The following is a 13,419-nucleotide window of genomic DNA, read 5'->3' as shown; positions in this document are numbered from 1 at the left end:
CGTCACTGAAGGCGGCTCCGCGCCCCATCGACGCCGTCCGTCTCAACCTCGGGCGGCTTCGCTGTTATTTCACACCCGTAAAAGGGAGCCCGCGGGCGGGTTTCACTAGACGAACAGCCCAAATCACGGCTCCACAAGCACCTTCCACAGAGGCCCCTTGTGTCCGCATCCAAGCAGAAACTGACCTTCCTCGAGCTCACCATGGCGACGATCCTTAACATGGTCGGCTCTTCAATCATCCTCATGCCTACGAAACTGGCGGAAGTCGGCACCATGTCGATCTTCGCCTGGATCGTCACGATCATCGGCTCGGCGTCCGTCGCGTACGTCTTCGCGCGCTGCGGGACGCTCTCGCGCAACGCGCAGGCCGGTCTGGGCGGCTACTCCCAGTACGCCTTCGGGCGCAGCGGGAGCTTTCTCGCCAACTACACCTACGGCATTTCGCTTCTGATCGCGAACCTCTCGATCGCGGTTTCAGTCGTGGGCTACGGCGCGATGATCTTCGACGCGCAGCTCTCGGCTTTGGAGATCGGTCTCTACTCGATGGGGCTCATCTGGATCTGCACCGTGATCAACTTCCCGGGCGTGCGAGCGACCGGGCACATCTCCCACTTCTTCGCGTGGGCGCTCATTCTCCCGATTCTCTTTCTCTGTACGGCGGGCTGGTTCTGGTTCGAGACCGAGCGCTTCGTCGCCGCCTGGAACCCGCACGGCATGAGCTACTTCGACGGGATCAGCGCGGCGCTTTCGATGACGCTCTGGGGGTTCCTGGGCCTGGAGAGCGCGTGCGCGAACGCCGACCGCGTCGAAAACCCCGAGAAGACCGTTCCGAAGGCGGTGCTCTGCGCCACGGCCGGGGTCGCCGTCATCTACATCTTCTCGAACAACGTCGCGGCCGGGATCGTCGACAACGCCGCTTTGGCGAGCTCGACCGCGCCCTTCGGCCTCGTCTTCGCGACGATGTTCACGCCCTTCATCGGGAAGTGCATCATGGCCGTCATGGCCTTGGCGGAAGCCGGTGCTCTGATGAGCTGGCAGTTCACGCTCGCGGAAGTCTTCCGCGGCTCGGCTCTTGAAGGCTACTTCCCGAAGATCTTCGGCAAGGTCTCGAAGAAGCACGTGCCCATCATCGGGATGATCATCATCGCGGTGGCGCAGTCGCTTCTCTCCATCCTCACGATGAACCCGAAGTTGGAGGAGCAGTTCTTCATCCTCGTCGACCTCGCGGTCGTGACGAACCTCGTTCCCTTCCTCTTCGCCTTGGCCGCCATCAACGTGATGATCGACCACGAGAGCCTCCGGATTTCGGACCGGGAGCTCCGCATCACCAACATCCTCGCCGGGATCGGGAGCCTCTACTGCCTCTACGCGCTCTATGCGTCGGGCGCCACCGCCATGCTTTGGGGCGGCCTCGTCACCTTCGCCGGCATCTGGTTCTACGGCTACACGCACCGCCGCGGCGCGGCGGCGGCCGTGCAGACCACGAACTGACCGGCTTCGGGCGGCTGAGCGGCCGCTCTCTCGGGACGGCTTCCCGGCCGTCCCGGAAGCGCTTCCGCAGGGCCGCAGGGGCCCGGGAAGCCCCAGGGATGAAGCGCTCACCCCGCAACGTTGGGGCATCAAGCCACCGCCCATCCGGCAAGAAGGACGTGAGCGCAGGCCCCGCAACCCGCCTATGACGAATCGCCCGACCGTCGTGAGACGGCCGGGCGATTGTCATGGAGCGGCAAGGATGGCGCGCCTTGGAGCTTCAGCGCTTCAGACGGTTCAGATCCCGAGCGCGCGCTCGACGTCCTTCACCATCAGATCCATCCCGGTCGGGCCGCCTTCGCCAAGGTACCAGGCGGCGTCCGTCAGACCGAAAGCCCGGCCTTCGCGGACGGCTTCGAGCGAATCCCAGCCTTCCGCGCCCAGAAGCGCACGGTGGTCGCCCACTTCGGGACGGCCGACGGCGCGGTCCTTGTTGAGGATGAAGACGTACTTGGGGTTGAGCGCCTTGAGGTCGGTGAGCGTCTTTTCGTTCCCGGCCTTGATGGCTGCGGCGTCGGGCTTCGGGCCGCCTTTTTTCGGCGCCGCGCCCGTGCGGGGCGCGACGACGTTCGTGAAGCCGAATTCGCGGGAAATGAGGGAGCAGCGCCCGCCGGGCGGCAGCATCCCGACGCGGCCTTCGTTCACCATCAGGACCGCCACGGTCGCGCCCGCGGCCTTCTCGCGGACGGCCTTGACGCGCGCTTCGATGCAGCGGATCTCCGCGTCGGCCTCGCGCTGCTTCCCGACCCAGCCCGCGGCCAAGCGCATGTTCTCGGCGTAGCTCTCCAGAGCGCCGCCCGCCTGGTCGGGGGTGATGAGCACCACCGGGGCGATCGCCTTCAATTCGGCCTCGGAGCGTTGGAGCCGCCCCGTGATCACGATGAGGTCGGGCTTCGCGGCCTGGAGTTCCGCGACGGGGGCGGTCTTCAAGCCGCCCGTCAGCGGAATCCCCTCGGGGGCCTTGAGGTAGCCCAAGGGCGCCGGGTCGGCCGCAGCCACCAGGCGGCCCGTCTCGCCCCAGACCGTGAACATGTCGAGCACGGCGTAGTCGAGCGCGGCGATGCGCTTCGGGCTGACGGTGAGCGGACGGCCCGCCGCGTGGGCGGCGGGGATGAGACCGAGCGCGGAGCCCATCACGACGCCCGCGAACGCGGCGGCGGAGAGCGTGAGGCCGGCGGCCGCGAGGAGCGTGCGGCGGTCGATGGTGTTCTTCATGGTCGTTGTCCTTCTTATCGTGTTCTTGGGGTTTCGGTCTCCCGGTGTCCGATGAGGCGGGCGTTTACTTCGCGGCTTCGATCCCGAGCGCCTTCTCGACGTCCGAGAACATCAGATCCATCGCGGTGATGCCGCCTTCGGCCAGGTACCACGCAGCGGGCGTCAAGTAGACGATGCGGTCCTTCTGGTAGGCGCTCATGCGGGTGACGAGGTCGTTTTCGAGAATGTCCTTCGCGAGCTTCGCGCCCGGGCGCGAGATCGCGCTGTCGCGGTCGAGGACGAAGAAGTAGTCGGGATTGCGCTTCAGGAGAAGTTCAAACGACGCTTCGTTCCCGTGGTTCGCGCCCGCGTCGACCGCGAGGTTTTTGAAGCCGAATTCCTCCCCGATCAGGGACCCGCGGGCCGAGTCGCCGAGGACGTTCACGTGCGCGGCCGTGACGAGCCCGACCAGAGCGGTCGCGCCGTTGCTCTTTTCGCGGATCGCGCCGATGCGGGCTTCGAAGGATTCGACGGTCGCCTTCGCGTCCGACTCCTTCCCGAAGAGCTTCGCGACGTTCATGAGGTTCTTCTCGAAGCTCTTCATGGAGCCCTCGGTACGGTCGACCGTCATGTAGACGACCGGCGCAATGCGGGAGAGTTCGTCGTACTTCTTCATCAATCGCCCCGAGATGAAGATCACGTCGGGTTCGCTCGCCATCAAGCCCTCCATGTCGACTTCCTTCAAGGTGCCGACGTCGCGGATCGAGTCCATCTCAAAGGCGGTCTTCAGAAACGGAACGGGCGACGTCTTCGGCATCGCCACGACGCGGTCCAAGAGGTTCCAGTTCTGGAGCATGTCGAGAACCGCCATGTCGAGGACGGCGATCCGCTGCGGGTTGGCGGGGACTTCGACCTTGACGGGCTTCTGTCGGCCGTTCAAGGAGTCGAGCTCCACGGCCTGCGCGGGCGCGGAGAGACCGAGGAAGGAGAGCGTCATCGCCGCGCAGGCGGCGAACTGAAAAACGTTGCGTCGGAGCATGGTGTGGCGTCCTTGTGTTTTGGAAAGTCGGAAATGTTCTGAATGCGGGGGAATGAGGCGGATGAGGCCTCCCCGAGGATCCCGGGGACCCGGTCAGTGGTAGACCGCGAGCGGGCGGCCTTCGATGCGGTGGATTTCGAAGGGCACGTCGTAGACGGCTTCGAGGGTTTCGGGCGTCATCACGTCGTCCACAGGCCCGAAGGCCGCGACCTTCCCGTTTTTGAACGCGCAGATGAAGTCCGAATAGAAGGCCGCGAGGTTGATTTCGTGAAGGACCAGGATGACGGTTTTGCCCAGCTCGTCCGCCAGGCGGCGCACGAGCTTCATCATCTGCGTCGCGTGGTAGATGTCGAGGTTGTTGGTGGGCTCGTCCAGGAGGATGTAGTCCGTGTCCTGCGCCAGCACCATCGCGATGAAGGCACGCTGGCGCTGCCCGCCCGACATCTCGTCGATGAAGCGCTCGGCGAAGGGTTCGAGCTCCATGTAGCGGATCGCTTCGTCGACCTTCGTCCAGTCGTCCGCCGACAAGTGCGAGCCGCTGTGCGGGAAGCGTCCGAAGGCGACGAGCTCACGGACGGTCAACTTCATCGAGACGTTGTTCGACTGCGTGAGGATCGCGAGCTTTTTGGCGAGCTCGCGGCTCCCCCACTTCGTCACGTCCGTGCCGGAAAGCTCGATCGAGCCTTCCGTCCTGGCGACGAGACGGGCCACCATGCCGAGCACGGTGGACTTCCCGGCGCCGTTCGGGCCGATCATCGACGTCACTTTCCCGCGCGGGAGCGTGACGGAAACGTCCTCAACGACGGCGCGGCCTTCGTAGTGTTTGTGGAGGTTGCGGATCTCGAGCATCGGGGGCACTCGGTTGGGGTTGTTCGGGTTGTTTGGGGTTGTTTTGGATTTCGAAAATCCGGGTCGTTCGGGGAGGCCGGGAGCTCCGGCAGGGAGGCGGCGACTCCACGGATTCGGGAGGCCGCCCTGCCCTTGCGGACCCGGTCGGCCCCCTGGGGAGCTTTCCCGCCTCCCCCGCGCTCACCCGCGCTTCGGGGCGCGCAGAATCAGGTAGAGGAAGTAGAGGCCGCCCCCGACCGTCACGAAGACGCTCACCGGGACGCTGTAGAGCGTGACGTGTTCGACGAAGAACTGCCCGGCGGTGAGGATCAAGACGCCGATCAGGACGCTCCCCGCGATCAAGGGCACGTGGCGGTGCGTCTGAAGGAGCTGCCGCGCGAGGTTCGCGGTGATGAGGCCGAGGAACGAAAGCGGGCCCACCAACGCGGTCGCCACCGCGATCGAGAGCGCGACGCCCGTCATGAGACGGCGCACGGTGCGCTCGTAGTCGACCCCCAGGTTGATGGCGTTCTCGCGCCCGAGGGCGATCACGTCGAGGAGCTTCAGGTCACGGCGCAGCCACAGGACGATGAGCCCCAAAAGGATCCAACCGGGGATCAGCACCGAAGCGTTGACGTTGGAGAAGCTGGCGACCAAGCTGTTCAAGAGCGCGTCGTACTCGTTCGGGTCCATCACGCGGGTGAGCGACGACTGCACGCTCCCGAAGAAGGTGGAGAGCACGGTGCCGATCAGGAGCACGTAGAGGACGTTCCCGCCCGTCTTCTCGAAGATCGCGTTGTAGACGACGGCCGCGACCGTCCCCATGACGACGATGTCCAAAAGGAACGAGAGGATCGGATCGGTCGAGAAGTCGCTCCCCGACCCGAGGAAGAACACCACCCCGGTGTGAACGAGCACGTAGAGCGAATTCATCCCGAGAAGGCACGGGGTCACGATCGTGTTTCGGATCAGCGTCTGGAAGATCATCGACGCCCCGGCGATCGCCGCCGCCGCGGTCGCGATCCCCGCATAGCGCGGGAGACGCAGGCTCATCGCGAACTCGAAGTACTTGGGGTTGACGAACGCGAAAAGGTAGAGCGCCGAAAAGACGACGACGAGCGCCGAGAGGACGACGAGCGAGAGCGTCCGCCGGCGGCGCAGACGCGCCGCCGCGGCGTTGGGCAGAGGTTGCGTCCGGGGCGCGGGCAGCGCCTGCGCCTCCAGCGCGGCTTCGAGGCGGTTGACGAGGCCCTTGGGGGTGTTGAGCGAAGCGGTGTTCTCAGCCATCAGCGGAGTCCTCCGGGAGCGCAGCCCGGGCAGCCGGGCCCGCCCGAATTGCGGTTGGGGTGTAGACCGAAAAGCGCGAGGAGCTTTTCCTTCGAGAAGGCACCGCGGCCGAACTGCAGACGCCAGAAGATGAGGCCGATGAAGGTGAGGCTCCCCACGGACCCCACGATCAGTTCGATCGGGAGCTCATAGGGGGCGATGACGACGCGGCCGATCAGGTCGCACGCCAGGACGAAGAGCGCGCCGAAGAGCGCCGTGTCGGGGATGGTAGAGCGGACGTCGTCCCCCTTGTAGAGCGCCACGATGTTGGGGACGATCAAACCGATGTAGGAGATCGCGCCCACGACGGTCACGACCGCCGCGGTGATCATCGCGGCGATGGTGAGCCCCAAGAAAAGGATGAATTCGTAGCTGACGCCGAGGTTCTTCGAGAAGTCCTTCCCCATCCCGACGATGTTGAAGTGGCGCGCGTAGACCATCGCGAGGACGATCATCGGGGCGACGAGCCAAACCAATTCGTAGCGGCCCTTCAAAACGAGCGAAAACCCGCCCACGAGCCAGGTCGAGAGCGCCTGCGTCATGTCGAAGCGGAACGCGAGAAAGCTCGTGATCCCACCGATCACGTTCCCGAACATGATCCCAACAAGGGGCACCAACATCACGTCCTTCATGGGAAGGCGCATCACGACCCAGACGAAGAGCCAGGTGCCCGCGACCGCCGCCGCAAAGGCAAAGAGCGCGCGGCCCCAGAGGGTCGACTCCGGCATGAAGAGGAGCGCCAAAAGAATGCCGAACTGCGCGGACGAAATCGTCGCGCCCGTCGTGGGCGAGACGAACTTGTTCGCGCAGAGCTGCTGCATGATGAGCCCCGCGATGCTCATCCCGGCCCCCGTGCAGAGGATCGCGAGAAGACGCGGGAGGCGGGACGTGATGAGGACGTGCAGCGCCTCCTCGTCGGCATGGACGAGTGCGTCCCAAAGCGACGCGTCCGCCGCCCCGACGCCGAGCGAGAGTACCGAGAGCGCGAGCGTGGCCGCCAACAGGATGTAGGTCGAGCGGGTCATGAAAATGAAGTTCTTCGTCCTTGGAGGCCCTCACTCTAAATGAGAACTTGTCGCGTCTTCGGACGCTTTACATTGATTAACTTTTTACGGACAGACACCTTCTGTTTTCGGAGAACCTGCGTTTTCACGTGCTTTTTACGCCGTATCTTTTCTACGATTTGAGGTTGTTTAGAGACTATGCTTCCTCGTTAAGGCATCTTCTGATCAGCGGCATCCGGGTTGCCTATCGGAACAGGTCGCCGAAACTGCATGAATCCATTCTTTTCACTAATTTGCAGTGCAATTGACGGACAAAACGAACACAAAACCGTCCGATCACCCTGCTCCCGCTTTTCACGTTCACAGATGCGAATGATTGTCAGTTAAGATGCGTCGCAACGGGCAGGCGCGAGCCGCGCCCGGATCTACGCGGAGGGCCGTGAGGCGCCCGGGCGGATCTTTTCTGAACCGGCGCATTGCCGTGACCGAAGGTCGAAAAACCTCTGAGCCCGCTTCCGGACCGACCGGGGACCACCCCGGCTTTGACGCCCGGCCGAACTTCCGCGCGGACGACTCTTTTTTGAACGGCAGACACATCCCATGCGAAGCCTTGCACTTCTCCCCCTGACGATCGCGGTCTCGGCCGCGTACGCCGCGGAACCCGCCCTCCACACGCTCGACGAATCCGTCGTGTCGGCCGCGGGCTATGCGCAGGACACCCGCGACGCTCCCGCGAGCGTTTCCATCATCACCGCTTCGGACCTCCAGTCGAAGCCCGTCTCCGACATCGCCGAAGCGATCGAAGACGTCCCGGGCGTCGACATCCAGCAGACGAAGATGGGTGGCCACACGATCCGCCTGCGCGGCTTCGACTCGAAGTACACGCTGATTTTGATCGACGGCAAGCGCCAGAACGTCGACGACGGGTTCATCAAAAACGGCTTCGACCCGCAGGCGAGCTTCCTCCCGCCCGCGGCCGCGATCGAACGCATCGAAGTGCTCCGCGGCCCGGCGTCGACCATCTACGGCTCCGACGCCGTGGGCGGTGTGGTCAACATCATCACGAAGAAGCACCCAAACCGCTTCACGGGGAGCATCACGGTCGAAGGGACGCTCCAGGAGCATTCCGACCTCTACGGCAACAGCTGGGGCACCGGCGTCTACCTCGCCACGCCCTTGAAGGAAGACACCGCGTCGCTGCAGCTTCGCGGGCGCTGGCACCAGAAGAGCGCCTCGGGCCTCAAGACCCCGGCCGGCGGCTACGCCTCGCACTCGCCCTCGGAAGGCTTCACCGGCACGATGGGCGGGCGTCTCACCTTCACGGTGAACGAATCGAACAGCTTCTACGTCGACGGCGACTTCCACCGCTTCAAGGGCGGCTCGATGAACACGTCCTCCGCCGGCATCAAGAGCCTCTGGTGGGCGTCCAAAACGAACCTCGTCCTCGCGCACCAGGGCAAGTACGACATCGGTGAAACGGAAACGTACTTCCAGTACGCGGGGCTGGAGAACACGAGCTCGGCCGACGTTCTGAAGGCCGAAAACTTCATCGCCTCGACGAAGTTGGTCTCCCCGATCGACCTCGGCGACTGGGGTGCGATGAACCTCTCCACGGGTCTCGAATACTGGTACGACACCTTCCGCGACGACTCCTCCGGCCCGGACGCCGGCAAGAAGGACCCGGAGGGCAACGTCATCTCCTCCGACCTCTACGGGAAGAAGCTCGACCACACGCAGATTTCGGGCTTCATGGAAGGCGAATACTTCATCAACGAGGAATGGTCGACGACCTTGGGCGCGCGCCTCACCTGGAGCGACATCTTCGGCTCGCACGTGACCCCGCGCGGCTACGTCGTGTGGAAGCCGTCTGAAGTCATCAGCTTCAAGGGCGGCATCGCCGGGGGCTACAAGACCCCTGCGGTGAAGGAACTCACCGACGGGATCTATGAGCTGAACGGCCAGTCCGGCAGCTACTACCCCCGCTACGGGAGCTCGAACCTCAAGCCCGAAGAGAGCTGGAACTACGAACTCTCGACCGACATCCGCCTCGCGGACGTCGCGGCGCTCACCTTGACCGGCTTCTACACGGACTTCAAGAACAAGATCGACTACGAGACCGTGAAGGACGGCACGACCACGATCTCGCAGACCCGCATCAACATCGGCAAGGTTGAGGCGAAGGGCGTGGAAGTGGGCCTTCGCACGAACCGCTACTACGGGTTCGCCTTCACCGGGAGCTACACCTACACCGAATCCAAGGTGAAGACCCCGGGCGCGACCAACTACAACAAGCCGGTGAGCTCGCTTCCGAAGCACGTGATTTCGGCCAAGGTCGACTACGAAGACGGCCCCTTCACGTCGTACCTGCGCGCCCGCGCGCAGTTGGACACGCCGAACGTCGCGAGCAAGACGGGGCTTCTCGATTCGACCCATCCGAAGTACAACGACGTGCTCATCTTCGACCTCGGGGCCGGCTACCGCTTCAACAAGAACCATCGCGTGAACGTGGTCGTCAACAACCTCCTCGACCGCAAGTTCTACGACTGGTACGCGACCACCGGCAGGGGCGGCTCCGTCTCGTACTCGAACCTCTACCGCGAGTACGAAGAAGGCCGCAGCCTCTGGGCCTCCTACACGTATGAGTTCTGAGATCTGACGCCTCTCCGGCTCAACTGATCCGACGCCTTCGGGGCGCCTCACGGCCCCCGACGGCGAAGGCCTTCCGAAGGATTCCGATACCCGGGTACGGAACGGAACCCTTCGGAAGACCTCCCGGGGTCTCCCCTGCACTCTTTTCACCAACGACCGCTTCCGGCCGACGCCGGTCCCCACACCATGGAACTTCTGAAGGAAACGATCGACTACGTCATCTTCGCCGTCCTCGGCCTCATGGGCTTCATCACCATTTGGCTCACGATCGAGCGGCTCATGTTCTTCCGCGCGCTCGACGCCTCCCGCTACGCGACGAAGGAAGACTACGACGAAGCGCTCACGAACAACCTGACGACGCTCTACATCATCTACTCGAACGCCCCGTACGTGGGGCTTTTGGGGACCGTGATCGGCATCATGATCACCTTCTACGACATGGGCACGAGCGGCACGATCAACGCGTCGGACATCATGACGGGGCTGTCGCTCGCTCTGAAGGCGACCGCTCTCGGCCTCGCCGTCGCGATCCCGACCCTCATCATCTACAACGCGCTCCAGCGCCGCATCAACGTGCTCTCCGCGAAGTGGCGTCCCGCCGCCGCGGCCGAGTAACCCCGGGGAGACGCCACCATGATCGAGATTCCGAAGAAGGAACCCTTGAACATCGTTCCCTTCATCGACATCATGCTCGTCCTCCTCGCGATGGTGCTCTCCATCTCCACCTTCATCGCGAAGGGCGAAATCGAGATCAAGCTCCCGCAGGCGGACTCGGCGGAAACGCCGCATCAGGCGGATGCGCCTCCGGCGTTGATCCAGATCGACGCCGCCGGGACGATTCACTGGGCGGGCGAGAAGACGGACCTGGAAGGGATCGAGCGGCATCTCTCGGCCCTGGGTCCGAAGGACCGCGTTGTGCTCCGCATCGACCGCGAGGCGCGCTTCGACGGCTTCATTCAGGTGATCGACCTCCTGCGCAGGAACAAGCATGAAAACTTCACCGTTGAGACTGAAAAGCGCGGCGGCCGCTGAGGACTGCGCCCGCTCGGTGCGCTCCTTCGCCGCGGCGGCGGCGCTCTACGCGCCGCTGCTTATAGGCACGCTCTGGGCGATGCCGGAATCCGCCTACCGCGCGGCGGGCGAAGCCGTCTCGGTGTCGATGGCCTTCTCGCAGTTCGCGGGAGCGGCGCCGGCCACGGAAGAAGTGGCCGCACCCGAACCCCAACAGGCCCCCGAACAGGTGGAAGAGCCTCTTGAGCAGCCCGTCGAAGAGGCCCAGCCGGAACCGACCCCGGAGCCCGAGCCCGTCGTGGAGCCGACACCGGAACCGAAGCCTGAGCCGAAACCCGAACCCAAACCGGAACCGAAACCCGAACCGAAGCCCGAACCCGTCAAGAAGGTCGTTGAGAAGAAGGTCGTGAAGAAGGTTCAGAAGCCCGCGCAGAAGCCGGTTGAGAGCCCCGCACAGGTCGCGAAGACGAACGCCAAGCCCGCCCCCGCGCCGTCGCCCGTCCCGTCGGCCGCCGCCGGGGCTTCCGCCCCCGGCGCCGCGAGCTCGTCGGATGCGGGCGGGATCTCGACGCTGGTGGACGGCGAATCGGTCGATCCGTTCCTCTCCGAAGTGAAGCGCCTCGTGGAGCACTCGCTCGAATACCCCCGGAAGGCCCGCGCGATGAAGCTCGAAGGCTCGTCCGTCCTCCAGTTCACGGTGGCCGCCGACGGTGCGCTCCGCGACCTCGACGTCTGGAAGACCGCAGGGCACAAGGACCTCGACGTCGCCGCGATCCGCGCGGTGAAGCGCGCCTCGAAGCGCTGGTCGGCGCCGGGGAAGGACGTGCGGCTCCGCTTCCCCATCCGGTTTGAGCTGATCTGAGACTGAGCGGAAGAAGAGGAATAAAGAGGAAGAAGAGCACGAAGAGAAGGAAGATCCCCCGACACCACCCCCGAAGAACCGCCCCGACCCCCGGGACGCCCGACACTCACTCCTCCGGGCATCCCGACCCGTCCCAAGACGAACGGCGCATCGGTTTGACCCGGTGCGCCGTTCGTTCATAGAGGAGAGGACTTGTTCAGCCTCATTGCGCCTTATTCGACCACGCGCTTCGCGTGCTCGGGCCGGTAGCGATCGCCCTGCACGGGCGTCGCGTCGAGCTCGCGGCGAAGGAGCGCGAGGTCTTCCGCCGTCAATTCCACCTCGGCCGCCGCGACGTTTTCTTTGAGGCGTTCGAGCTTCGTCGTCCCCGGGATCGGCACGATCCAGGGCTTCTGAGCAAGGACCCCCGTGCGGCGCTCTCCGTCCCTCCCCGACGCCCGTTCGACCCCGGTCGGGAAGTCCTTTCGAAGCGCTTCGGGGGCGCCTTCGGCGTTTTTGAAAAAACGTCCGTAATGCCCTAAGACAATCTCCCTACTTCATACAGCCAAAGCGCTTTGGCAAATCTCATATCTTTCTTCGAAAACCTCAGCTCTCCCCCATTTGCGGGAAGTGCGCGCCACCCTCCTCCCGATCGCGCTGATAGATTGTGCGAACGGAAAGGCGAAACGGACCCCTCGGGCCAAACCGCAAAACGACGCCTGATGCAGGTCCTCCGGCGCTTTCCCATCCGTCATGAACCCGCGGCCGCGGGGAACAGAAACCCACCGGCCGCACGTTTTCAAGTTTCAAGAATCATGACCCAGAAGAACTTCCGCTCCGGGTGCACGGCTGCCTATGCAGCCGGCAAATTTATGAGGTAATCGACCATGCTGCAGGTTTTCGTCACGCTCTCGCGTCTCGCCAACAAGTACTTCGCCGTACTCGTCGTATTCGCCGGTATCGCCGGCTTCGTCATTCCGGAAACCTGCAAGCTTGCCGCGCCCTACATTTCGATTCTTCTCGGCGTCGTGATGTTCGGCATGGGGCTCACCCTGTCGCCCGCGGACTTCCGTGAAGTCTTCCGCCGCCCGCGCGACGTCGCGATCGGCATCGTCGGTCAGTTCGTCATCATGCCGGTCTCGGCCTGGGTGCTCTGCATCGTGATGGACCTGCCGCCCGAGGTGGCCGTGGGCCTGATGCTCTTGGGCTGCTGCCCGGGCGGCACGGCCTCGAACGTCGTGACGTTCCTCGCCCGCGGCGACGTGGCTCTGTCCGTCACGATCACCTCGTGCACGACGCTCTTGGCGCCCGTCATGACCCCGGCCCTCATGTATCTCTTCGCCTCCGAATGGCTTGAAGTGGACCCCGTCGCGATGTTCGTCTCGATCGTCCAGATCATCGTGGTGCCCGTCGCCGCCGGCGTCTTCGCCCACAAGTGGCTCGGTCGGAAGTTGGACAACATCGTCGCCGCGCTGCCCTTGGTCTCCGTGATCTCGATCGTCACCATCGCCGCCGCCGTCGTGGGCGGCGCCCAGAAGCAGCTCGTCTCGGCCGGTCTCCTCGTCTTCGCCGCGGTGGCGCTCCACAACGCGATGGGGTTGGGCTTCGGCTACCTCTTCGCCAAGATGCTCGGCATGAACCTCTCGAAGCGTAAGTGCCTCTCGATCGAAGTCGGCATGCAGAATTCGGGCCTCGGCGCCGCGCTCGCCACCGTGCACTTCGCCATGAACCCGATGGCCGCGCTCCCCTCCGCGATCGGCGCCCTCTGGCACAACATCACGGGTCCTGTGCTCGCGACGGTCTTCGCGAAGATGCGCGAAGAAGGCGAAGAACCGAGCTTCTTCGACCGCATCGAGGCTTTGGCCGCCAAGCAGAAGGCGGGGGATGCTCCGGAAGCCGTGCAGGGCTGAGATCCACCAGCTGAACCCCACTTGAAGAAATCCCCGGTCGACGGAAGCGGCCGGGGATTTTCTCTGTGCCTCTCGTTGGAGAAGCGC

Annotated in this window: 12 protein-coding genes; 6 read left to right on the top strand and 6 right to left on the bottom strand. The window is 64.3% G+C overall.

Features of this window, described 5'->3' with window-relative positions:
* Positions 1 to 159: 159 nt before the first annotated feature.
* Positions 160 to 1,491, top strand: a complete 1,332-nt coding sequence (gene potE / locus HMPREF9440_RS01170; RefSeq protein WP_008540682.1) for a putrescine-ornithine antiporter — start codon at positions 160 to 162, stop codon at positions 1,489 to 1,491.
* A gap of 276 nt (positions 1,492 to 1,767) precedes the next feature.
* On the opposite strand, the gene HMPREF9440_RS01165 is transcribed toward potE, so the two are convergent.
* The 5 genes from HMPREF9440_RS01165 to HMPREF9440_RS01145 all read right to left on the bottom strand — a co-directional run bounded on the left by HMPREF9440_RS01165 (position 1,768) and on the right by HMPREF9440_RS01145 (position 6,942).
* The gene (locus tag HMPREF9440_RS01165) at positions 1,768 to 2,745 is read right to left on the bottom strand and encodes an ABC transporter substrate-binding protein (RefSeq protein ID WP_008540680.1); all 978 of its coding nucleotides are present in this window, start codon (positions 2,743 to 2,745) and stop codon (positions 1,768 to 1,770) included.
* A gap of 64 nt (positions 2,746 to 2,809) precedes the next feature.
* Positions 2,810 to 3,763 (bottom strand): siderophore ABC transporter substrate-binding protein, encoded by a 954-nt coding sequence (locus tag HMPREF9440_RS01160; RefSeq protein ID WP_008540679.1) that lies wholly within the window; start codon positions 3,761 to 3,763, stop codon positions 2,810 to 2,812.
* 93 nt (positions 3,764 to 3,856) lie between these two features.
* Positions 3,857 to 4,612: an iron ABC transporter ATP-binding protein gene (locus tag HMPREF9440_RS01155; protein ID WP_008540678.1), complete on the bottom strand. Its 756-nt coding sequence runs from the start codon at positions 4,610 to 4,612 to the stop codon at positions 3,857 to 3,859.
* Positions 4,613 to 4,792: 180 nt separating this feature from the next.
* Complete coding sequence (locus HMPREF9440_RS01150; RefSeq protein ID WP_008540677.1) at positions 4,793 to 5,878, bottom strand: iron chelate uptake ABC transporter family permease subunit; 1,086 nt, start codon at positions 5,876 to 5,878, stop codon at positions 4,793 to 4,795.
* On the bottom strand, positions 5,878 to 6,942 hold the full coding sequence (locus HMPREF9440_RS01145) for an ABC transporter permease (protein WP_008540676.1): 1,065 nt from the start codon (positions 6,940 to 6,942) through the stop codon (positions 5,878 to 5,880). The genes HMPREF9440_RS01150 and HMPREF9440_RS01145 overlap by 1 nt, the downstream gene beginning before the upstream one ends.
* A gap of 579 nt (positions 6,943 to 7,521) precedes the next feature.
* Between HMPREF9440_RS01145 and HMPREF9440_RS01140 the strand changes: the two genes are divergently transcribed.
* From HMPREF9440_RS01140 to HMPREF9440_RS01125, 4 genes are all read left to right on the top strand, one after another.
* On the top strand, positions 7,522 to 9,570 hold the full coding sequence (locus HMPREF9440_RS01140) for a TonB-dependent receptor domain-containing protein (RefSeq protein WP_008540674.1): 2,049 nt from the start codon (positions 7,522 to 7,524) through the stop codon (positions 9,568 to 9,570).
* Positions 9,571 to 9,756: 186 nt separating this feature from the next.
* Positions 9,757 to 10,185, top strand: a complete 429-nt coding sequence (gene exbB / locus HMPREF9440_RS01135) for a TonB-system energizer ExbB (protein WP_008540673.1) — start codon at positions 9,757 to 9,759, stop codon at positions 10,183 to 10,185.
* 18 nt (positions 10,186 to 10,203) lie between these two features.
* Positions 10,204 to 10,602 (top strand): TonB system transport protein ExbD, encoded by a 399-nt coding sequence (gene exbD, locus HMPREF9440_RS01130; protein WP_008540671.1) that lies wholly within the window; start codon positions 10,204 to 10,206, stop codon positions 10,600 to 10,602.
* Positions 10,603 to 10,618: 16 nt separating this feature from the next.
* Positions 10,619 to 11,443: an energy transducer TonB gene (locus HMPREF9440_RS01125; protein WP_245523548.1), complete on the top strand. Its 825-nt coding sequence runs from the start codon at positions 10,619 to 10,621 to the stop codon at positions 11,441 to 11,443.
* A gap of 212 nt (positions 11,444 to 11,655) precedes the next feature.
* Here HMPREF9440_RS01125 and HMPREF9440_RS11780 read toward each other — a convergent pair whose 3' ends face one another.
* Positions 11,656 to 11,823 carry a hypothetical protein gene (locus HMPREF9440_RS11780; RefSeq protein ID WP_008540666.1) on the bottom strand — a complete coding sequence of 56 codons (168 nt, stop codon included), beginning with the start codon at positions 11,821 to 11,823 and terminating at the stop codon, positions 11,656 to 11,658.
* 489 nt (positions 11,824 to 12,312) lie between these two features.
* Here HMPREF9440_RS11780 and HMPREF9440_RS01115 point away from each other — a divergent pair, with 489 nt between their 5' ends.
* Entirely contained in the window at positions 12,313 to 13,332 is a 1,020-nt protein-coding gene (locus tag HMPREF9440_RS01115) for a bile acid:sodium symporter family protein (RefSeq protein ID WP_392391989.1), read from the top strand.
* The last annotated feature ends 87 nt before the right edge of the window (positions 13,333 to 13,419 follow it).

It is taken from the genome of Sutterella parvirubra YIT 11816, from assembly GCF_000250875.1.
Lineage (GTDB): Bacteria > Pseudomonadota > Gammaproteobacteria > Burkholderiales > Burkholderiaceae_F > Sutterella > Sutterella parvirubra.
This window is presented reverse-complemented; position numbering and strand designations above follow the sequence as displayed.